Below are 19,376 nucleotides of genomic sequence, written 5' to 3' on the forward strand. Positions count from 1 at the left end.
CGATTCGGCCCGGATAAAACCTAGTCCTTGAGGTCTTCTAGGTCATCCTGCCGCACACTATATTCCCATTCCCAGCGAATTAAACCTGCATCAATCGGTCACAAGCCATCACGCCGAAATCACCAGAAGAGGCGCAGAATCATGAAGCTCCCCGGCCCCGACCATCCGATCACGATCACACCCAATGCCAAGCGCGTCCGCGTCACAGCCGACGGCGTCGTCATCGCCGAGACGACCCATGCGCTGACGCTGAAGGAAGCGAGCTATCCGGCGGTGCAATACGTGCCCCGGCAGGACGCCAACATGGCGCTGCTGACCCGCACCGAGCGGACCACGCATTGCCCCTACAAGGGGGATGCGAGCTATTTCAGCATCAAGGCCAACGGCAAGACGCTGGACAATGCGATCTGGACCTATGAGGAGCCCTTCCCGGCCATGACCGAGATCACCGGCCACCTCGCGTTCTATCCGGACAAGGTGAAGATCGAGGAAGTCGCCTAGGCCGCCTCGCCTGCCGCAACACCGCGTCATCCGAGAACCAGAATGCCCGGGCCGGGCCCGGGCATCATGACGGAAAGTGTGCGGCCGGATCGCCGCTAGGCCCTGAATATCGTGAGCCCGAGGATCAGCAGCACCAGGAAGATCACGACGAACACGTAGAACAGGAAGCGTGCGATATCGGCGGAGGCCGCTGAAATGCCGGTGAAGCCGAGCAAGCCCGCGATGATCGAGACGACAAGGAAGATCAACGCCCATTTCAGCAAAGTCATTGCGTGCTCCTCAGAGCCGCGAGCGCCCGCTGCGCCCGCCAGCCTTACCGACAACGCCCGCTAAATATTCCAGTTCCAAAACGAAACAGACGCGCTGAGATGGCCGACCTCGACACCACCGAATCGGGACAATTCGCTCTTGCTGAATCGGGTTCCCGATTGCAACATCAGGGTGCAGACCCGGCTGGGGGCACCATGAAATCGATTGCTCACGCGGCTCCGGCCGTCGACGTCCAGGCAGCTCCGAAGCTCCACAAGCGCAACGTCGCCCTCGATCGTGCGCGCACCTTCCTGACGCTGGTCGTGCTGCTGCACCATGCGGTGATCCCCTACACCCATTTCGGGCATACCGACCCGACCTCGTGGATCGGCTTCGATTGCGTGGTGCTCGCCACCGACAGCTTCTTCATGGCGATGTTCTTCTTCCTGTCGGGGCTGTTCGTGTGGCCCGGGCTCGGCCACAAGCCGTGGCTGATCTTCCTGCGCGACCGGCTGCTGCGGCTCGGCCTGCCCTTCGTGATCTGCGCCTTCACCGTGATTCCGATCGCCTATTACGCGATCGCGCTGCGTGCGACGCCGGAGCTGACCTTCTCCGAATTCTGGTGGAGGACCATGATCTACGGGCCCTGGCCGAGCGGCCCGATCTGGTTCGTCTGGGTTCTGATGGCCTTGGACCTGACGGCAAGCGTGCTGTACCGGGTGTCGTCGCGCCTGCTCGAACCGATCAACCGCCTTTCGGTCAAGGGATTTCAACGTCCCTCGAAGTTCTGGCTGTTCATCGTGGTCGTCAGTGCCGCCTTCTATTTGCCGATGCTGGTGCGTTATGGCCAGAACTACTGGTTCGAGCTCGGACCGTTCTCGGTGCAGGCCAGCCGGGTGCTGCTGTATGCGTGCTACTTCTTCATCGGTGCGGGGATCGGCTCGGCGAACTTCGAGAACGGGCTGCTCAGCGCGCACGGACGGCTGACCGAGAGGCGCTGGTTCTGGACCGGCATCACGCTGATCCCCTATGCGTTGATGTGGGTGATGATCTACATCAAGCGCGAGATCATCGGTAACCCCGATCCGCTGCCGGGCTGGTACCTTGCGATCTACGGCAGCTTCTACGTGCTGTTCAGCGCCTCGATCCTGTTCGCGATCCTGGCCTACTTCCTGCAATCGAAGGCGGCGGGTCCGACGCTGCTCGATCGCATGCAAGGCGATGCCTACGGCATGTTCCTGGTGCACTATCCGATCGTGCTGTGGCTGCAGTACTGGCTGTTCGACATGGAGTTGCCGGCGATCGCCAAGGCCGCGATCGCATTCTTCGCCACCATTGCGCTGAGTTGGGCAGCCACCGCCGTGCTACGCAAGATTCCGGGCTCGAAATACGTGCTTTGATCACGCTCCTCGCCGCCGCGCTTCGCGGCGCGGGGGGCGCGGGCGATCATGATGTAGAGGTCGGCAGCACGAACAGCGTACCGATCACCACGTTGCTGCCGATGACGAAACGGCTCGCCGCAGCGTCGGGATGGAGCAACGGCGCGAAGCGGCAGGCTTGACGGCAAATCGCGACCGACAAGTTGCGCACAACCTGCCATTGGTCACATCCCGTCGAGTGATTCTCGGTTATGCTGGCCGGACTGCTTGACCCTAGGGAGTCCTGAGATGAACGACCCTCAAGTTGGATGGATCGCCGCGATCATCGTCGGCGGATTGGCCGGCTGGCTTGCCGAGATGATCATGAAGTCCGGCACCGGCATCTTCATGAACATCATCCTCGGCATCGTCGGCGCGGCGTTGGCGAACTGGCTGCTGGGTCTGCTCGGCGTGTCGCTCGGCGGCGGATGGCTCAGCTATCTGATCGCCGGATTCATCGGCGCCTGCATCATCATTTTCGCATGGCGCGCGATCCGCGGTGCGACCTAGCGTCCGGTCGCTTCGGGTTGCGTCCGAACAAGACAATGGCGCGATGATCAATTCATCGCGCCATCATTGAGGGCTTGTGCGGCAGCGCCTGATCAGGCCGGATCAGGCCGCAGTGCTGCGCATGTAATTCGGCAGCCAGTGCTCGAAGGCGCGAGAGAGGCTGTCGACGGTCACCGGCGGCTCGCCGGCGACCGCGATCGCATCGCCCCCGGTGGTGCCGATCCGCGCGCAGGGCACGCCGGCGCCCTTCATCTTGGCCAGCACGAGACCGGCGTCGGCAGCGGGCACGGTGACGATGTAGCGGGCCTGATCCTCGCCGTACCAATAGGCATGCGGCACGATCGAGGACGGCGCCGCCAGGAGCTGCGCGCCGATGCCGCTCGCGATCGCCATCTCGACGAGCGCAATCAGGAGCCCGCCGTCGGCGACGTCATGCACCGCGGTCGCGGTGCCGGCGCGGATCATGCCGCGCACCACGTCGCCGTTGCGCTTCTCGGTGGCGAGATCGACCGGCGGCGGAGCGCCCTCCTCGCGGCCACAGACATCGCGCAGGTAGACCGACTGGCCGAGCCAGCCCTGGGTATCGCCGATCAAGAGGATCGCCTCGCCCGCCGCCTTGAACGCCAGCGTCGCGGACTTGGTGAAGTCGTCGAGCACGCCGACACCGCCGATCGAGGGGGTCGGCAGGATGCCGCGGCCGTTGGTCTCGTTGTAGAGCGAGACGTTGCCGGACACGACCGGGAAGTCCAGCGCGCGGCAGGCCTCCGAGATGCCCTTCAGGCAGCCGACGAACTGGCCCATGATCTCGGGCCGCTCCGGATTGCCGAAATTGAGATTGTCGGTGATCGCGAGCGGCCGGCCGCCGACCGCGGTGATGTTGCGCCAGGCTTCGGCGACCGCCTGCTTGCCGCCCTCGAACGGATCGGCCTCGCAATACCGCGGCGTGACGTCGACCGTGAGCGCAAGCCCTTTCGGCCCGTCCTCGACGCGGACCACGGCTGCATCGCCGCCGGGACGCTGCACGGTGTTGCCGAGGATGACGTGGTCGTACTGTTCCCAGACCCAGCGCTTCGAGCACAGTTCGGGGGTGCCGATCAGCTTGGTCAGCGCGTCTGCAATGCCGAGCGGCGGCTTGACGTCCTGGGCGCGGATCACCGGCAGCGCGTTCGAGGCGACATGCGGACGATCATAGACCGGCGCCTCGTCGCCGAGTTCCTTGATCGGCAGATCGGCCATCACGTCGCCGCCATGCTTGACGACGAAGCGCTTGGTCGGCGTGGTGTAGCCGACGATGGCGAAATCGAGCCCCCATTTGCGGAAGATCGCCTCGGCCTCTTGCTCCTTCTCGGGCTTGAGCACCATGAGCATGCGCTCCTGGCTCTCCGAGAGCATCATCTCATAGGCGCTCATGCCGGTCTCGCGGGTCGGCACCGCGTCGAGGTGGAGGTCGACGCCGAGATCGCCCTTGGCGCCCATCTCGACCGCCGAGCAGGTCAGGCCCGCCGCCCCCATGTCCTGGATCGCGACGACGCAATCGGCCGCCATGATCTCGAGGCAGGCTTCCAGCAGCAGCTTTTCGGCGAAGGGATCACCGACCTGTACCGTCGGGCGCTTCTCCTCGGAGGCGTCGTCGAATTCCGCCGAGGCCATCGAGGCGCCATGGATGCCGTCGCGGCCGGTCTTCGAGCCGAGATAGACGATCGGCATGTTCACGCCGGAGGCCGCCGCGTAGAAGATCTTGTCGGCATCGGCGAGGCCCACCGCCATCGCGTTGACCAGGATGTTGCCGTCATAGCGGGTGTGGAAGCGGACCTGGCCGCCGACCGTCGGCACGCCGAACGAATTGCCGTAGCCGCCGACGCCGGCGACCACGCCGGACACCAGGTGCCGGGTCTTGGGGTGCTCCGGCGCGCCGAAGCTCAGCGCGTTCAGGCAGGCGATCGGGCGCGCGCCCATGGTGAAGACGTCGCGCAGGATGCCGCCGACGCCGGTGGTCGCGCCCTGGTACGGCTCGATATAGCTCGGGTGGTTGTGGCTCTCCATCTTGAAGACCACGGCCTGGCCGTCGCCGATGTCGATCACGCCGGCATTCTCGCCGGGGCCCTGGATCACCCAGGGCGCCTTGGTCGGCAGCCCGCGCAGATGGATGCGGGACGACTTGTACGAGCAATGCTCGTTCCACATCGCCGAGAAGATGCCGAGCTCGGTGAAGGTCGGAACTCGCCCGATCAGCTTGAGGATGCGCTCGTACTCGTCCGGCTTCAGCCCGTGGGCGGCGACGAGTTCGGGGGTGATCTGGGGCTCGTTCTTCGGATCATTCTTGGGCGCGGTCATGGGACCCTTAATAGGTAGATCGAACGGGGGCGAAAAGGCCTTTTACGGCCCATTTCCGGCCTGTCCAGAGCTTTGCGGCGGTTGGGCGCGGCTTGGGGTCGGCACCCGGGATTTGCACAATGGGGATGGATCGGATTTAAGGACCCGAACCCGATAATTGAAGGCCCAGATTTCGTGAACGAACTCGCCCCGACCGCACTCAACACCGCATTCAACCGCCGCCCCGACCTGCATGTCGAAACCGAGGGCGAATTCGCCGGCTGGCGAACCTGGACTCGGGACAATTTCGAGACCCATACCGGCCCGTTTTACCACCGCATGGACGAGAACGGCCGCATCTCCTGCGCGTTCCGGGTCGCCAAGAAGCACCTCAACGGCTCCGGCAACGTCCATGGCGGCTGCTTCATGACCTTCGCGGACTACTGCCTGTTCGCGCTCGCCGGTTCCGTGCTCCAGGGCCCCGGCGTCACGGTCTCGTTCGCCTCGGAATTCCTCGACGCCGCCCGCGAGGGCGATTTGATCGAATGCACCGGGGAAGTCACCCGCGCCGGCATGTCGCTGATCTTCGTGCGCGGCATGCTGACATCGGCCGGGCGGCCGCTGTTCACCTTCTCCGGCACGATCAAGCGGGTGAAGCGCAAGGCGCCTGCGGAGCCGACAGCGTAAGCGCGCGCGTCACCGCTTCGTGCGAGAACGCCTCAGGTCCGTGACCACGCGCCGTCATCCAGCCGTTACATCGACGCGCACTGAATCGATAGCAGAGCGCTAGCGCGTTGCGTTCACGCGCGATCTTCGCGTGAAGCAATGCACACTGCAGTTGTGACGCGCAGATGCGCTGTCGTTGCGTCGTCGCGCATGCGTCACATGGCCGTCAGCCAAGCGTCCGTAGATTGCCGAACGGTTTCCGTTTGTGCATTCGCGCAGCGAGGTTGGGGCATTCTCATGAAATTGAAAACGTTGGTTTCCGCCACGACGGCGATGACGCTTGTCGCATCGCTGCCGTGGATCGCAACTCCGGCGCCCGCCGGACAGGACGGCGATAATGGCGATCGCGGCAGCGATTCCCGCGGTCACGATCAGGATCAGGACCAAGATCATGACGGCGGTCATCATGGCCGCAAGTCGCGCGTGGTGTTGATCTCGCTCGACGGCGCAAAACCCGATTTCATCCAGAAATTCATCGAGGAAGGCGTGCTGCCGCGCGACGGCGGTCTCGCCCGGCTCAGCCGCCGCGGCGCGGTGGCGTTGCAGAACGTGACGGCGTCACCGTCGCTCACCGCGGTGTCGCACATTGCGATCGCGACCGGTTCGACGGCGGTTCATAACGATATCCCCTCGAACACGTTCCAGCCGATCGTCGGGCCGATCTCAAGCAGCATCAGCGGTTTTGCGGCGCCGATCGGCGGCTACAGCGAAAGTCCGCTCGGGCCGACGGCAAACCCGACGGCGCAGCCGTTGTGGGTTCAGCTGCGCCAGCAGGGCAAGAAGGTCGTCACCGCGACCTGGCCCGGCGGCGACGGCGCCGACATCTCCATCAACAAGACCGTGGTGCAGCCGGCGCAACCGACCCGCATCACCGACTTCACGGTGCCGTTCGGCGCGTTCGGCGGCATCGGCGCCCAGGGCTTTACGCTGTCGCGCAGCGACTTCACCGCCGATCCCGGCATCGTGGCGGCGCTGCAGGCCGCCGGACATTTCTCGTTCAGCCCGGTGCTGGTGACCTCGGCGCCGGTCGAGACGTTCTCGTGCTCGGCCGCGGCGACCGCGACCTGCACCAATGCCTCGACGCTCGACGTGAAATATTCGATCCGCGTCGCCGCGATCGACACGACAAACGATCGCAAGGTGAATTACGACACGCTGGTGTTCTTCGACGAGAACCGCGGCATCACCGCAGGGCCGTTCCACGCGCCCTCGACCGGACCGGCCTATGTCAAGTTCGGCGGCGAGAACGCGCCGTTCTTCTTCGAAGGCAGCGGCGCCAAGGTCGGCGCCGCGTACTTCGTCTCGGCGCTGTCGCCGGACCTCTCGGTGGTGCGCTTCGCCCGTTACGGCGCCAACTACATTCCGCGCAACACGCCTGTCCTCGCCGATGTCGACGACATCAACAACAATATCGGGTTCTGGCGTCCGCAAGCCGACTTCCGCATTCCGGAGCGCCTGAGCCCGGGCTTCACGGGCTTCCCCGACCTCGAGATCGAGACCATGTTCGAGGACATGGTGAAGACCTTCGTGCGCTACCAGGCCAATATCGGCGAGCGCGCGATCAAGACGCATCCGGATGCCGACCTCGTCATGGTCTATATCGAGCAGCCGGATGGCTCCGAGCACCAGTTCCTGCTCACCGATCCGCGCCAGGGCACCAGCCCGACCGATCCGAACTCGATCGGCGCCAACCAGGATCCAGCCAAGGTGAAGCGTTACGCCTCCTACATCCGCTTCGCCTACCAGACCGCCGACAAGGCCGTGAGGCAGATTGCCGAGGCCGCGGGCCATGACAGCAACGTCGTCGTGGTGTCGGACCACGGCTTCGCGCCGTTCCACACCTCGGTCAATCTCACCAACATCCTGCGCAACGCGGGTATCGACACCAGCAAGGTCGGCATCCGCACCTCGGGTCCCGCCGCCGACATCTACGTCAACCTGCAGAACCGCGAGCTCGGCGGCACCGTGGATCTGGCGACCTACCGCGCCCTGGTGGCGCAGATCACCGATGCGGTGAAGAACGCGGTCGATCCCAATGCACGCTTCAACTATTCGCTGAGGGATCAGCGCATCTTCCCCGTCGTCGAGACCCGGCCGCTGCAATGCGACGCCGGCACTGGACAGTGCACCAGCAAGACCGTCGGCCAGGACTATGGCGACGTGTTCGCGCTGATGGCGCCCGGCTACAATTTCGACGGTATCCAGAACCCCGGCGTCGCGCGCCAGGGCGACGCGCCGTTCAATTCGGCGACCACCGCGCTGTCGATGCCGAACTTCTACGGCGCCCATGGACACGATCCCGAGCTTCCGGTGATGAGCGCGACGTTCATCGCCGCGGGGCCGCACGGAAGGACACCGTGGTACGGCACATGCGCAACATCGACGTCGCGCCGACCATCATGCGGATGCTCGGCACCACGCCGCACCAGGTCGATGGCGAGGTGCTGAACGAGGTGCTGCGCTAGCATCCTTTCGGCAAATTCCTGGCGGTGGACGCCAAGCCGCGTCCACCGCCTCGCAATCCCGCCTCCGGGAATCACTCACGCGCGCGGCGTGCCGAACCGCTCGATCACCTCGGCAAGCGCAACGTGACCGAGGCAAGCGCCCGTTCCCGGACTGCTGTCACCGTTCTCCAGCGCTGTCGCGTAGATCACGGCCGGATCGGCCTCCAGGCGTGCGCGAAGGGCGGCCAGTTTCGGCCAGCGATTGCGGTCGGCGACGGCGTGGAATTCGAGCCAGCGCGCGACACCGATCAGCAGCCCATCCGCCAATGTCGGATGGTCGCCGAGCAGAAACGGCGCATCCCCGATCAGTTCCTCGAGCCTGTCGTGCCGCTGCACGACATTGCCCTTCCCCCACTGACGCAGCGCCGACTGCATCGCCGGGGCCGGCGATTGCATCTCCAGCGCCGCCCACAACGGGCTGAACGCCGCGGTGAAGCCGGTGTTCACGAACGCCATCAGCAAACGCATCCGGTCGACCTCGGGCGACAACGGCTCGAAGCTGATGCGGCGCTCGGTATCGCGCGCCGCGAGCCAGCTTGCGATCGCCATGTTCTCGGTGAGCACCCTGCCCTGGTCGGTGACGAAAGCCGGCGTCTCGTGCCGCGGATTGATCCGCGCATAGGAGGGATCGCGCATTTCGCCGAGCATGTCGACGCGGCAAAGGCGGTAGGGCTTGCGCAGCCATTCGAGGGCCGCAATGAGCCCCATGGAGCTTCCGAGCGGGAAGCCATAGATAAGGATAGGTTCCATGATGTGGTCTCCGGTGATGATCTGACGATCACGCTGCGCAGCGGAGCCGGACCCTATTCGCCACATCCGGGATGTAAATTACGCACCTTTTTGTAACCACGAGCCGCCATGAAATCTCTCGTCTCCCGCTGCCCGATCGAAGAAGTGATGCAGATCCTGAGTGGCCGCTGGCCGACGCTGCTGATCTATTATCTGAAGCAGGGCACCAAGCGCTTCAGCGACCTGCGCCGCGACAACCCGACCATCTCGCACAAGATGCTGACCCTGGAGCTGCGCAAGCTCGAGGACGCCGGCATCGTCGAGCGTATGGAATTCCAGGGATACCCCTTGCGTGTCGAGTACGAGCTCACGTCGGCCGGGCATCGGCTGGTGCCGCTGATCGATGCCCTCGGCGAATGGTGGGAAGCAACCGCTGAAGATGGGCTACAGGCCGACACCGCGAATAGCGAGAGCGCGGTTGCGAAAGTCTCGCGGCCTGATTGATACTGCCGCATGCACGCGTCGTTTCGAATATGCCGCAGGGCAGAATTGAGAGTGAGCCGATGCCATTCTACTTTTTCGCACAGTTTCACGCTGCTCCGGGACAGGAACGCGCCGTCGAAGCCGCGCTGCGCCAGGTCGCGGCGCCCTCGCTCGCAGAGACCGGATGCAGGGATTTCCACGTCTTCCGCGGCAGCCGCGACAGTGCCCGCTTCGTCATTCACTCGATTTGGACCGATGAAGCAGCATTCGATTTACACGCCACGCTGCCGCATACCGTAGAATTCCTCCATACGGTAAACCGGCTTGTCGATCGCCCGCCGGACCTGTGCCGCAGCGAGATGATCGTGTGAGGCGCCGAAGACTCTCCGCTGGCCTAAGCTGCAGTCCCGAAGTATCAGTCTCCTGGCAGGGAGCCAATCAAGGTGCCGAAGAGCACAGCTAGAGCGGGCGGCGTGACGGCTCCCGCGATCACACCCACGGCGTCGACATCGGCGCCGGGCGCGCGCGGCTGGCGCGACTATGCGCTGCTGCTGGCGCTGGCCTGCTGCTGGAGCTCGACCTATCCGCTGACCAAGATCGGGCTCGGCTCGATCCCGCCGGTCACCTTCATCTCGGCGCGCTCGCTGGTGGCCGCAGCTTTCCTGCTCGTGGTGCTGCGGATCCGCGGCATCCGCATCCCGACCGACATCAAGGCGTGGAAGCTGTTCGCCTTCCAGCAGACCATCAACTCGACGATCCCGTTTTTGGTGATCACCTGGGCGCAGCTCTACGTGCCGGCGTCCAACACCGTGGTGCTGGCCTCGACCACGCCGATCTTCGCCTTCCTGATCACCTGGGTCGATCACGCGGCACGAGCCGGCCTCGCTGCTCAAGCTGGTCGGCGCCATCCTCGGCCTCGCCGGCACGGTCGCGATCATCGGCCTCGACGCGCTCTCGGGCTTCGGCAAGGAAATATTCGCCGAGATCGCGATCCTGCTCGCCACCATCTCGTTTGCCTGCGCGACAATCTTCGGGCTGCGACTCTCCGATTATGATCCGATGGTGGTTGCCGCCGGCTCGCTGCTGTTCGGCGGCACCGTGCTGTTGCCCGTCGCCCTGATCGTCGACCATCCCTGGACGCTGCACCCGACGCCGCAAGCGCTGGTCGCCACCGTCGTGATGGGCATCTTCTCCAGCGCATTCGGGTTGATGCTGTTCTACATGTGCCTGACGCGGCTCGGCACGCTGACGACGAACGCGCAAGGCTACCTGCGCATCCCGATCGGCGTCGCATTGTCGGTGATCCTGCTCGGGGAATCCGTGCCGTCGAACCTGGCGCTCGGTCTGGTGCTGGTCATGTTCGGCGTCGCCGCGATGACGGTGCCGGCAGACGCGGTCAAGCGCTGGCTGGGACGATTGCGCGGCCTTTGAAATGACAGCCCAGGCCAATTCAAACGCCCATCGCGTGCCCGCGGCCTAGTGGTTTCTACTTGCGCTCGTTCCGCTCTTTGCATCCCAAGTCATGCGACTGCATCAGCATCATGCAGCGAATTGGCTTGCTTGGGATTATGGCGGCCGGATCGCCGCTCTGGCCGTCCTGGCAGCTATTCCCGCGGCACGAACTGTTGCCTTTCGACCAGGGCAGAACCGGATCTCCCTCCTCGAAATCGGGGTCTGGATCGCGGCAACTTCGCTCCTGGAGCGTCTGAGTCAGTGGCCGCGACGCCTCATCAATGCAGCCCTTCCCGCGACCGTCATCGGTGTGTATCCGCGTCCGACCGGCTGGCTCTACGTATTCGACTTTGTCTTCGGCCTTGCGTTGGTGGCAGTCAGCGAAGAGATCATTTTCAGGCGATGCCTTCGGAACATCGCGCAGCGCTATGTGGGCGACGGCAGCCTTGCCGTTCTGGTCACGTCTGTCATGTTCGGCGCCTATCACTGGTGGGCCGGGATCGGAAACGTCCTGCTTGCCGCAACAATCGGCATCCTCTTTATGGTGATGTACCGGCGATCAGGCGCGCTTTGGCCTGTCGTGCTGGCCCACTATGTCGTTGACCTGATCGCCTTTACCTGAATCTGAAGCCGGTTTTGGAAGCGGCGACTACCGTCGCCTATCGCGCTTCGCAGCGGGCCTTGCGCTCCTCTTCAGCGCGCTCTGCCTCCTCTGATCTCGCCCGCATTTCCTCCTTTGAAAGCTCGACCACCTTCGTCTCTTGTGCGGGTCCATCGTAGGCATCAGCAAAGCCGGCGAGCGGTACGATCAGGCCGATCGGCGAGTTGGCCTTGTCGATTGCTTCCAGGGCAAGCATATGCCCTTGCTTGAGCTGATCGACCAGTTCCGGCCCCGCGTCGTAGTCTGCGATGCAACCGCTGGCAAAGCAGCTCGTGAAGGGCCGCTCAATCGCTTGCCCCTGATCGAGGGTGATCCGAACGCTGCGTTCGACCTTCACCCGGGTCGGCAAGATGACGCGCAACGTCTTCCTGGTATCTCCGGTGCGCGCGATGAGCGTGGCTGATACGACCGGCCCGCAATCGACGTTCCCTATCTTCAATCGACCGTCTCGCCCGACAAAGCAGGCATCGCCCAGGCAGAACTTCGCCCAGGGTGAGTAAGTCAAGTCAGACTGTTCGCCGGCCGCGGCACCGGCAACGAGCCAAGCGAGCGCCATGCCGGCGCAGCAGCGCAAGACAACACGGCGCATGGCCGCATCCCCGATCAGACCTGAATGCAGGCTTGCCGTAGACTGTGTTTACAATAGGGAGTTGCGCGCCGCGGAGGCACTACTTCTTGTCGTCCGCGAGCAGCGTGCGGTATTTCGCGACGTCGCGCGTCACCAGTTGCTGCAACGCCTCGGGTGCGAGCTCATCGGCGTCGGGCGCAACCGTCGACAGGTCGACGAAGCGTTTCTTCACCGCTTCGCTTGCGACCGCGGTGCGCGCGGCGGCGTTGAGCTTGGCGATGATCTCGGGCGGCGTGCCCTTCGGCGCGAACAGGCCGTTCCAGCCCTGCGCCTCGAACTCGGGCAGCCCGGCCTCGCTCGAGGTCGGCAGCTCCGGCAGCGAGGCGAGCCGCACCGTCGAGCCGACCACGACCGCCTTCACCAGCTTGTCGTCGATCGCCTGCGACACCGAGGCCGCGGCATCGCAGACCCCGTCGATCTGGCTGCCGATCGCATCCGTCAGCGCGAGCGCGGCGCCGCGATAGCCGACCAGCTGCACGTCGATCCCGGCAGCATGCACGAAGCTCTTGCAGATCAGGTAGTTCGACGAGCCGACGCCGGCGTGGCCGAGATTGACCTTGCCCGGATTCTTCTTGGCGTAGTCGATGAAGTCCTTGAGGTCCTTGGCCGGGAAATCCTTGCGCAGCGCGACGATGCCGAAGGTCTTCGCCACCACGGCGATCGGCGCGAAGGAATCGGGCGTGAACGACAGTTTTGGATAGATCGTGTAGGTCGCGGCATTGGTGCCGGCATTGCCGATCGCGATCGTGTAGCCGTCCGGCTCGGCGCGCGCGGCGCGGGTCAGCGCGGTCGAGCCGCCAGCGCCGCCGACATTCTCGATGATGATGCTCTGGCCGAGCGCCGCGCTCATCTGGTCGGCGACCGCGCGCGCAATCACGTCCGAGGTGCCGCCGGCGGTGAACGGCACGATCATCGTGATCGGGCGCTTGGGAAAGACCTGCTTTGGGAGATCCTGGGCGTTGACTGCCGACGCAAAAACGAGTGCCGCAGCAGCGGCAAGGCACCACCGCCCCAGCATTTCCGTTATGCCGCCTTCTCGAACTGCTGGACCAGCCCGGCGAACAGGCCACGGCCGTCGGTGCAGCCCATGATCTCTTCGACGTGATTTTCCGGATGCGGCATCATGCCGAGCACGTTGCCGCGCTCGTTGACGATGCCGGCGATCGAATGCGCGGCGCCGTTGAAGTTGGAGGCCTCGTCGACCACGCCATCGGTCGAGCAATAGCGGTAGAGCACCCGCCCCTCGCCCTCGAGCCGCTTCAGCGTTTCCTCGTCCGCTTCGTAATTGCCCTCGCCATGCGCCACCGGCACGCGGATCACCTGGCCGGCATTGTAGCCGCGGGTGAACGGCGTGTCGGAGCGCTCGACCTTCATGTGCACGTCACGGCAGACGAATTTCAGCCCGGCATTGCGCATCAAGACGCCGGGCAGCAGGCCGGACTCGCAGAGGATCTGGAAACCGTTGCAGACGCCGAGCACCAGCCCGCCCTTGGCGGCGAAGTCGCGCACCGCGTCCATCACGGGCGCGCGCGCCGCGATCGCGCCGCAGCGCAGATAGTCGCCGTAGGAGAAGCCGCCGGGCACCACCACGAGGTCGGTACCCCTGGGCAGCGCGGTCTCGGCGTGCCAGACCATCGCGGTCTCGTTACCGGATGCGAGCTTGAGCGCGCGCGCCATGTCACGCTCGCGATTGATGCCGGGGAAGACGAGGACGGCTGATTTCATCGGATCACCTGGTTTTGGGCGCCAGCACGAGCTTCGCTGCGGCGGCAAACTTTGCGTAATTGTCGTTGCTGGCCTTCTCGTCGCGCGCCGAACTGATCAGGCTGGCAGAGCCTTGTCCGCCGATCAGCAAGCCGCTGACTTGATACTCGCTTGCGCCATCGGCCGTCACAGTCAGACGCCGTGCCTTGAACATGCGCGGCGTCGCCGTGCCCTTGTCGCCGTCAACGCCGAGCAGCGTAATCCGCTGTCCGGGCGTCCGCTGCTCCAGCGCCTTGATGATCTGCTCCTGCCCTGCACGGAACTGGTCGAGCGTCATCTGCTTTCCGCCGGTATAATACCGGTAGCTCACCTTGGAGCCCGCGCCGCAGGACGACTGCGCGCAGCGGAACATGTGCACATCTGAGCCGCGGCGCTCGTAGCTCCATCCGCTGACCGTGAACGGCGGCGCCTGCGTCGCGGCGGAAGGTGGCGGCGGCGCCGATTGCGCCGAGACACCGCCGCTTCCAGCAACCGTCAGCAGGGCAGCCAACAACGATCGGACGACGATACGGTCACCGCCAGCAGCGAGGGTGGCTGTTGTCATCTGGCTCGCCCGGCTAGCTCAGGACCTCGACCCGGTAGTTCTCGATCACGGTGTTCGCCAGCAGCTTGTCGGCGGCGGCCTTCAGCGCCGCCTCCGCCTTGGCCTTGTCGGTCGCGGCGAGCTCGATGTCGAACACCTTGCCCTGCCGAACGCTGGCGATGCCATCGACGCCGAGCGACTTCAGCGCGCCCTCGATCGCCTTGCCCTGCGGATCGAGGATGCCCGACTTCAATGTGACAGTGACGCGTGCCTTCACGATTGCCCCTTAAACTTAGCTCTTCACCAGCACCGGGCCGCTGCCGGCCGGACGCTCGTTTTCGATCAGGATGCCGAGCCGTTTTGCCACCTCGGTATAGGCTTCCAGCAGACCGCCGAGATCGCGGCGGAAACGGTCCTTGTCGAGCTTCTCGTTCGACTTGATGTCCCACAGCCGGCAGGAGTCCGGCGAGATCTCGTCAGCGACGATGATCCGCATCATCTCGTTCTCGAACAGCCGACCGCACTCCATCTTGAAATCGACGAGGCGGATGCCGATGCCGAGGAAAAGACCAGTCAGGAAGTCGTTGACACGGATGGCCAGCGCCATGATGTCGTCGATCTCCTGCGGCGTCGCCCAGCCGAACGCGGTGATGTGCTCTTCCGACACCATCGGGTCGTTGAGCTGGTCGTTCTTGTAATAGAACTCGATGATCGAGCGCGGCAGCTGGGTGCCCTCCTCGATCCCGAGCCGCTGCGACAGCGAGCCGGCGGCGACGTTCCGCACCACCACCTCGAGCGGCACGATCTCGACCTCGCGAATCAGCTGTTCGCGCATGTTGAGGCGGCGGATGAAGTGGGTCGGCACCCCGATGTCGTTGAGGTGCTGAAACAGGTACTCCGAAATCCGGTTGTTGAGGACGCCCTTGCCCTCGATCACCTGGTGTTTCTTGGCATTGAACGCGGTCGCGTCGTCCTTGAAGTGCTGGATCAGGGTTCCCGGCTCGGGGCCTTCGTAAAGCACCTTGGCCTTGCCTTCATAAATGCGGCGTCGACGGCTCATTGGGATGTACCGTGTTTTGTTGAAATCCATGAATTTGGGTGCTCCGGATGACTTGGGGTTACGACCCACGACGGAGCTGCCGCGGAGGCCTGGAACCTGAGCTATCCAACTGGAAACAGAACAAGAACCACACCTGTTGGCAACCTATCCGATTGGCCCATTCAGCACAATCGATAGTGCCCCCTTGCGGGTACTTATACCGCCCTATCGAAAAGGGCCGATTCCGCCTGTTTTGCCTGCGGCTTAACGGCTCGTTGTCTTGCCGATTCCTCCCACCTATCTAGGCAGGCATCGGGGCTGCCGCAACGGAGCTGCGGCCCGCATTCAGCAGGGGATTGGAACTTCGGCCATGAGCGAATTCGACAAGCGCGAGGAAGGTTTCGAGAAGAAGTTCGCCCTCGACGAGGAGCAGAAGTTCAAGGCGGAAGCGCGCCGGAACAAGCTGCTCGGCCTGTGGGCCGCCGAGAAGCTCGGCATCACCGGCGACGCCGCCAACGCCTATGCCAAGGACGTGGTGGCCGCCGACTTCGCGGAAGCCGGCGACAATGACGTCCTGCACAAGGTGCTGAAGGACCTCACCGCCAAGGGCCAGCCCGCCACCGAGCGCGATATCCGCGCCAAGATGGACGAGCTGCTGGCCGTGGCCGTGGCCCAGGTCAAGGCGGGGACTTGAACGCAGGAACCTGACGGCGCGAACCTGAGCTCACGCCCCGCAACGCTCCAGTACGATCTTCTACGCGCGCCGGGCATTGTCCCGGCGCGACGCGTTTGTACCCCTCGCCCTGGTGAACTCAGCGCGGATGATGTCGAGCAGACGGCGCGACGCGGCGCTGAGGAAGCCGCCATGCCGCGTCACCGCGACGACCTCGTGGCTTGCGCTGAGATTGCCGACGCGAATCGTCGCGATCGTCGAGGCGCGCAGCTCCTCCGCCGCATTGCTTTGTGACAAGAGCGCGATCCCGAGTCCGGCCTCGACCAGCCGCTTCTGCGCCGTGAGGCTGTCGACCGGCGTCCAGTCGATCTCGCCGAGCCCGTGGGTCAGGAACAGGGCGAACACGTGCGAGGCGGCGATCTCCCGCCGTCCCGGCACCTCGGGAAACGCGATCCATCGCTCGTCCCTCAGATCGGCGAGCCTGCCGACCCGGCGTCCGGCCAGCGGATGGTCCGGCGCACAGACCACCCCGAGCGGCTCGGCGAACAGCACCTCGCAATCGAGGTCAGCTGAGCGGTCGCGATCGTAGCGCAGCCCGATGGTCGCCTCGCCGCGCCGGATCAAATCGCTGACCTCCGCGCTGGTCGCAGTGCGCAGCGTCAGCGCGACATCGGGATGCCGGCGGGCGAAGCGCTTCAGCACCTTCGAGAGCCGCTCGCCCGCAAGTGTGCCCGTCACCGCCAGCGCCACCGGACCGGAATTGTCGCGCAGCAGCGCGCGCACCGCGTTCTCGGCATCCTGCGCCGCCGCCACCGCGCGTTCGGCATAAGGCACCATCACCCGTCCGGCATCGCTGAGCCGCGTCTTGCCTCCGATGCGCTCGAACAACGGCACACCGAGCTCCTGCTCGAGCAGCGCGATGCGCCTCGAGATCGCAGGCTGCGAGCGATGCAGCGCCTTGGCGGCATTCGAGATCCCGCCGCGCCGATGCACCATCAGGAACGTGTTGAGGGCGTCGCTATCCATTGCCTCGCCTCATGCAAAAAGCTGATGATATCGAGAGAAATAACAAATTTGTCTGATGGCTGAAACTGCCCTATCGCTGCTGCCAGTCGCTTTCTTCCAACCATCAGGAGCTCACATGCGCACCCAGGCAGACAAGGCAGCACGGTTTCGCGAGCTGCATCAGCGGAGCGGCGCCTTCATCATTCCAAATCCGTGGGATGCCGGCACGGCGAAGCTGCTCGCGGCGATGGGCTTCGAGGCGCTCGCGACCACCAGCCTCGGGGTCGCCAACACGCTCGGGCAGTCCACCATCAGCCTCGATGCCATCATCGAGAACTGCCGGGTGATAGCGGAGGCCACCGACCTGCCGGTCAATGCCGACCTCGAGAATTGCGGCGCCGACGATCCGAAGACCGCGGCAAAGGCGATCGCGCGCGCCGCCGAAGCCGGCGTCGTCGGCGGCTCGATCGAGGATTCGACCGGCAATCGCGAGCACCCGATCTACGACTTCTCGCTCGCGGTTGAGCGGGTGCAGGCGGCGGTCGAAGCGGCGCGGGCCCTGCCGTTCCCGTTCACGCTGACGGCGCGGGCGGAAAACTTCCTCTGGGGGCGCCAGGATCTCGACGACACCATCAAGCGCCTGCAGGCCTTCGAGGCGGTCGGCGCCGATGTGCTCTATTCACCGGGTCTGTACGACCTCGGCACCATCAAGACCGTGGTCTCGGCACTGAAGCGGCCGTTCAATCTCGTGATGGGTTTTGCCGATCCGACCTTGACGGTCGAGCAGCTGTCGGCCGCCGGCGTCAAGCGCATCAGCGTTGGTGGCGCGATGGAGCGCCACGCGCTGGCTGCATTCCTGCGATGTGCCCGGGAAATGAAGGACAATGGCGCGTTCACCTTCGTCCGCGACATGGCACCGGTGAAGGAGGTGCGCGAAGCGTTCGTTGCGGGGTCAGCGGCACGTTGATGACCATCATCACGGCGAGTCGACGGATCGCGCCAACGCGCGCCCGATAACAAGCCCAGCGAAGCAAACGCGCAGTGGGACGGATTGTTTCGTCCACAAAGTGCCTTGCAACTTCTCCGCTCGCTCGTAGCAACGACGGCTGAAACCGCTACGCGCCGCGGGCGATCCTGCAGTGAATTGCGAGTAACGGACAGAGTCAAAGCGCCCCATCGTGGGTCCCCGTTCGGGCGGTCACGGACTAGCGCGCAACGTTTTGAGTTCGATGGCGGCAGCCCAGCCTTCGACAAAGGGCTTCGGACAATCGGCTGCGGCCAACTCAAGCGACCGCCTCGCGTCATCCCTGGCGCCGCGCTGCAAGGCAAGCTCCGCAACATAGAAGTTCGCCTCGCAGACTTTGCTTCTCTTCTTTTCTGGATTGGAATCATCGGCAGCGTCGAGCACTTGCTGCGATGTCAACGTGCCCAGAAAGAGGTTGACGATCGGGGCGGGCCACTTCGTCATGTCGAGATGCGTTGCCACGTCTGCCAACCGGCTCGGTTGATCACTGCGCCGGGCAATGATGTCGCGCCACAAGGCCGCATAAGCGCTTTTCGGATTGAGCCGACCTGCCTCGTCAAAATCCGCCAAAGACTGGGAAAGGGACCCGCGCTGCCAATGGATCATAGCGCGACCAAAATACGCGAATGCGAACGTAGGATTGATCTCGATCGCTTTGCTGTAATCAGCGATACCACGATCAAGCTCACCCTTCGCTCGATACGCGTCCCCGCGATAGATGTAGGCAAACGAGCCCTTTGGCTCGATCTCGATCACACGGGTGTAGTCTGCAATCGCAGGGTCGAAGTTGCGCTGCCTGAAATATGCGGCTGCACGTACCTGGAGTCCCTGCACGTTGTTGGGGTAGGAATGAAGAAACTGTGAGACGTCGGCGACGGCGGCCTCAAAATTCTGCTCATCAAAATGCGCTTGTCCGCGAAGATAGTAAGCCCTGCTGTAAGCCCAGCTATCAGATCTCGAGGCCAGCGCGGCAGTGCAACCTGAAATCCGCTCCGAAGGTGGAATTTTCTCGATACTCAGGCACTTTGCCCAGTCCTCGGTGGAATTCGCTCTGACGCCTGGCAACGATAGACTCGTTGCCAACACCGCCATCGCACCTGCAAATAGGCCGCATGTACTTCGTTTCACGTGACTTCCCGCCCCGACCGACAGTCAAGTGAGATAGCATGAGGTT

General features: G+C 64.2%; 22 protein-coding genes and 1 pseudogene. 12 read left to right on the top strand and 11 right to left on the bottom strand.

Annotated features, from left to right (window positions below):
* Positions 1–141 precede the first annotated feature (141 nt).
* Entirely contained in the window at positions 142–501 is a 360-nt protein-coding gene (locus tag CK489_RS33875) for a DUF427 domain-containing protein (protein WP_095735353.1), read from the top strand.
* 95 nt (positions 502–596) lie between these two features.
* On the opposite strand, the gene CK489_RS33880 is transcribed toward CK489_RS33875, so the two are convergent.
* Positions 597–770 (bottom strand): DUF1328 domain-containing protein, encoded by a 174-nt coding sequence (locus CK489_RS33880; RefSeq protein ID WP_029083837.1) that lies wholly within the window; start codon positions 768–770, stop codon positions 597–599.
* Positions 771–965: 195 nt separating this feature from the next.
* Here CK489_RS33880 and CK489_RS33885 point away from each other — a divergent pair, with 195 nt between their 5' ends.
* From CK489_RS33885 to CK489_RS33890, 3 genes are all read left to right on the top strand, one after another.
* Positions 966–2,150 (top strand): acyltransferase family protein, encoded by a 1,185-nt coding sequence (locus CK489_RS33885; protein ID WP_050629169.1) that lies wholly within the window; start codon positions 966–968, stop codon positions 2,148–2,150.
* Positions 2,147–2,311 carry a hypothetical protein gene (locus tag CK489_RS41555; RefSeq protein ID WP_158226533.1) on the top strand — a complete coding sequence of 55 codons (165 nt, stop codon included), beginning with the start codon at positions 2,147–2,149 and terminating at the stop codon, positions 2,309–2,311. Before CK489_RS33885 ends, CK489_RS41555 begins: the two co-directional genes overlap by 4 nt.
* A gap of 106 nt (positions 2,312–2,417) precedes the next feature.
* Positions 2,418–2,678 carry a GlsB/YeaQ/YmgE family stress response membrane protein gene (locus tag CK489_RS33890; protein ID WP_050629168.1) on the top strand — a complete coding sequence of 87 codons (261 nt, stop codon included), beginning with the start codon at positions 2,418–2,420 and terminating at the stop codon, positions 2,676–2,678.
* A gap of 102 nt (positions 2,679–2,780) precedes the next feature.
* On the opposite strand, the gene purL is transcribed toward CK489_RS33890, so the two are convergent.
* A complete protein-coding gene (gene purL, locus CK489_RS33895) occupies positions 2,781–5,012 on the bottom strand; it encodes a phosphoribosylformylglycinamidine synthase subunit PurL (RefSeq protein WP_095735354.1) in 2,232 nt (743 codons plus the stop codon).
* A 174-nt stretch (positions 5,013–5,186) separates the two neighbouring features.
* Between purL and CK489_RS33900 the strand changes: the two genes are divergently transcribed.
* Together CK489_RS33900 and CK489_RS33905 are read left to right on the top strand one after the other, a co-directional pair.
* Positions 5,187–5,678, top strand: coding sequence for a PaaI family thioesterase (locus tag CK489_RS33900; RefSeq protein WP_050629166.1), 492 nt, complete (start codon positions 5,187–5,189; stop codon positions 5,676–5,678).
* 276 nt (positions 5,679–5,954) lie between these two features.
* Complete coding sequence (locus tag CK489_RS33905) at positions 5,955–8,165, top strand: alkaline phosphatase family protein (protein ID WP_245350610.1); 2,211 nt, start codon at positions 5,955–5,957, stop codon at positions 8,163–8,165.
* Positions 8,166–8,257: 92 nt separating this feature from the next.
* Here the strand turns inward: CK489_RS33905 and CK489_RS33910 are convergent, their stop codons facing one another.
* Positions 8,258–8,971, bottom strand: coding sequence for a glutathione S-transferase family protein (locus CK489_RS33910; protein WP_095735355.1), 714 nt, complete (start codon positions 8,969–8,971; stop codon positions 8,258–8,260).
* Between the two features lie 108 nt (positions 8,972–9,079).
* Here CK489_RS33910 and CK489_RS33915 point away from each other — a divergent pair, with 108 nt between their 5' ends.
* The 4 genes and pseudogenes from CK489_RS33915 to CK489_RS33930 all read left to right on the top strand — a co-directional run bounded on the left by CK489_RS33915 (position 9,080) and on the right by CK489_RS33930 (position 11,507).
* Positions 9,080–9,454: a winged helix-turn-helix transcriptional regulator gene (locus CK489_RS33915; RefSeq protein ID WP_095735356.1), complete on the top strand. Its 375-nt coding sequence runs from the start codon at positions 9,080–9,082 to the stop codon at positions 9,452–9,454.
* 59 nt (positions 9,455–9,513) lie between these two features.
* The gene (locus CK489_RS33920) at positions 9,514–9,804 is read left to right on the top strand and encodes a putative quinol monooxygenase (RefSeq protein ID WP_050629163.1); all 291 of its coding nucleotides are present in this window, start codon (positions 9,514–9,516) and stop codon (positions 9,802–9,804) included.
* 72 nt (positions 9,805–9,876) lie between these two features.
* A pseudogene (locus tag CK489_RS33925) lies at positions 9,877–10,864 on the top strand (DMT family transporter).
* A 91-nt stretch (positions 10,865–10,955) separates the two neighbouring features.
* Complete coding sequence (locus CK489_RS33930; RefSeq protein WP_095735358.1) at positions 10,956–11,507, top strand: CPBP family intramembrane glutamic endopeptidase; 552 nt, start codon at positions 10,956–10,958, stop codon at positions 11,505–11,507.
* A 37-nt stretch (positions 11,508–11,544) separates the two neighbouring features.
* On the opposite strand, the gene CK489_RS33935 is transcribed toward CK489_RS33930, so the two are convergent.
* From CK489_RS33935 to purC, 6 genes are all read right to left on the bottom strand, one after another.
* Positions 11,545–12,135, bottom strand: coding sequence for an invasion associated locus B family protein (locus CK489_RS33935; protein WP_095735359.1), 591 nt, complete (start codon positions 12,133–12,135; stop codon positions 11,545–11,547).
* Between the two features lie 79 nt (positions 12,136–12,214).
* Positions 12,215–13,192, bottom strand: coding sequence for a tripartite tricarboxylate transporter substrate-binding protein (locus CK489_RS33940; protein WP_095735360.1), 978 nt, complete (start codon positions 13,190–13,192; stop codon positions 12,215–12,217).
* A 5-nt stretch (positions 13,193–13,197) separates the two neighbouring features.
* On the bottom strand, positions 13,198–13,899 hold the full coding sequence (gene purQ / locus CK489_RS33945) for a phosphoribosylformylglycinamidine synthase subunit PurQ (protein WP_050629160.1): 702 nt from the start codon (positions 13,897–13,899) through the stop codon (positions 13,198–13,200).
* Positions 13,900–13,903: 4 nt separating this feature from the next.
* Positions 13,904–14,482 (bottom strand): hypothetical protein, encoded by a 579-nt coding sequence (locus CK489_RS33950; RefSeq protein ID WP_244486212.1) that lies wholly within the window; start codon positions 14,480–14,482, stop codon positions 13,904–13,906.
* 13 nt (positions 14,483–14,495) lie between these two features.
* Positions 14,496–14,738 carry a phosphoribosylformylglycinamidine synthase subunit PurS gene (gene purS, locus CK489_RS33955; protein WP_021077860.1) on the bottom strand — a complete coding sequence of 81 codons (243 nt, stop codon included), beginning with the start codon at positions 14,736–14,738 and terminating at the stop codon, positions 14,496–14,498.
* A 15-nt stretch (positions 14,739–14,753) separates the two neighbouring features.
* Positions 14,754–15,521, bottom strand: coding sequence for a phosphoribosylaminoimidazolesuccinocarboxamide synthase (purC, locus tag CK489_RS33960; protein WP_016843454.1), 768 nt, complete (start codon positions 15,519–15,521; stop codon positions 14,754–14,756).
* 349 nt (positions 15,522–15,870) lie between these two features.
* Here purC and CK489_RS33965 point away from each other — a divergent pair, with 349 nt between their 5' ends.
* Entirely contained in the window at positions 15,871–16,194 is a 324-nt protein-coding gene (locus CK489_RS33965) for a DUF1476 domain-containing protein (RefSeq protein ID WP_050629159.1), read from the top strand.
* Between the two features lie 60 nt (positions 16,195–16,254).
* Here the strand turns inward: CK489_RS33965 and CK489_RS33970 are convergent, their stop codons facing one another.
* Positions 16,255–17,199, bottom strand: coding sequence for a LysR family transcriptional regulator (locus CK489_RS33970; protein ID WP_095735361.1), 945 nt, complete (start codon positions 17,197–17,199; stop codon positions 16,255–16,257).
* 115 nt (positions 17,200–17,314) lie between these two features.
* Between CK489_RS33970 and CK489_RS33975 the strand changes: the two genes are divergently transcribed.
* Positions 17,315–18,145: an isocitrate lyase/PEP mutase family protein gene (locus CK489_RS33975; protein WP_095735362.1), complete on the top strand. Its 831-nt coding sequence runs from the start codon at positions 17,315–17,317 to the stop codon at positions 18,143–18,145.
* A 231-nt stretch (positions 18,146–18,376) separates the two neighbouring features.
* On the opposite strand, the gene CK489_RS33980 is transcribed toward CK489_RS33975, so the two are convergent.
* Entirely contained in the window at positions 18,377–19,294 is a 918-nt protein-coding gene (locus tag CK489_RS33980; protein WP_095735363.1) for a tetratricopeptide repeat protein, read from the bottom strand.
* Between the last annotated feature and the right edge of the window lie 82 nt (positions 19,295–19,376).

This window comes from Bradyrhizobium sp. UFLA03-84 (genome assembly GCF_002289535.1).
Lineage (GTDB): Bacteria > Pseudomonadota > Alphaproteobacteria > Rhizobiales > Xanthobacteraceae > Bradyrhizobium > Bradyrhizobium viridifuturi.

Excerpts from the sequence above, each read along its gene's own strand:
- CK489_RS33875 (WP_095735353.1), top strand. The coding sequence starts at position 142 with ATGAAGCTCCCCGGCCCCGACCATCCGATCACGATCACACCCAATGCC.
- CK489_RS33880 (WP_029083837.1), bottom strand. The coding sequence starts at position 770 with ATGACTTTGCTGAAATGGGCGTTGATCTTCCTTGTCGTCTCGATCATC.
- CK489_RS33885 (WP_050629169.1), top strand. The coding sequence starts at position 966 with ATGAAATCGATTGCTCACGCGGCTCCGGCCGTCGACGTCCAGGCAGCT.
- CK489_RS33890 (WP_050629168.1), top strand. The coding sequence starts at position 2,418 with ATGAACGACCCTCAAGTTGGATGGATCGCCGCGATCATCGTCGGCGGA.
- purL (WP_095735354.1), bottom strand. The coding sequence starts at position 5,012 with ATGACCGCGCCCAAGAATGATCCGAAGAACGAGCCCCAGATCACCCCC.
- CK489_RS33905 (WP_245350610.1), top strand. The coding sequence starts at position 5,955 with ATGAAATTGAAAACGTTGGTTTCCGCCACGACGGCGATGACGCTTGTC.
- CK489_RS33910 (WP_095735355.1), bottom strand. The coding sequence starts at position 8,971 with ATGGAACCTATCCTTATCTATGGCTTCCCGCTCGGAAGCTCCATGGGG.
- CK489_RS33915 (WP_095735356.1), top strand. The coding sequence starts at position 9,080 with ATGAAATCTCTCGTCTCCCGCTGCCCGATCGAAGAAGTGATGCAGATC.
- CK489_RS33920 (WP_050629163.1), top strand. The coding sequence starts at position 9,514 with ATGCCATTCTACTTTTTCGCACAGTTTCACGCTGCTCCGGGACAGGAA.
- CK489_RS33930 (WP_095735358.1), top strand. The coding sequence starts at position 10,956 with ATGCGACTGCATCAGCATCATGCAGCGAATTGGCTTGCTTGGGATTAT.
- CK489_RS33935 (WP_095735359.1), bottom strand. The coding sequence starts at position 12,135 with ATGCGCCGTGTTGTCTTGCGCTGCTGCGCCGGCATGGCGCTCGCTTGG.
- CK489_RS33940 (WP_095735360.1), bottom strand. The coding sequence starts at position 13,192 with ATGCTGGGGCGGTGGTGCCTTGCCGCTGCTGCGGCACTCGTTTTTGCG.
- purQ (WP_050629160.1), bottom strand. The coding sequence starts at position 13,899 with ATGAAATCAGCCGTCCTCGTCTTCCCCGGCATCAATCGCGAGCGTGAC.
- CK489_RS33950 (WP_244486212.1), bottom strand. The coding sequence starts at position 14,482 with ATGACAACAGCCACCCTCGCTGCTGGCGGTGACCGTATCGTCGTCCGA.
- purC (WP_016843454.1), bottom strand. The coding sequence starts at position 15,521 with ATGAGCCGTCGACGCCGCATTTATGAAGGCAAGGCCAAGGTGCTTTAC.
- CK489_RS33965 (WP_050629159.1), top strand. The coding sequence starts at position 15,871 with ATGAGCGAATTCGACAAGCGCGAGGAAGGTTTCGAGAAGAAGTTCGCC.
- CK489_RS33970 (WP_095735361.1), bottom strand. The coding sequence starts at position 17,199 with ATGGATAGCGACGCCCTCAACACGTTCCTGATGGTGCATCGGCGCGGC.
- CK489_RS33975 (WP_095735362.1), top strand. The coding sequence starts at position 17,315 with ATGCGCACCCAGGCAGACAAGGCAGCACGGTTTCGCGAGCTGCATCAG.
- CK489_RS33980 (WP_095735363.1), bottom strand. The coding sequence starts at position 19,294 with ATGGCGGTGTTGGCAACGAGTCTATCGTTGCCAGGCGTCAGAGCGAAT.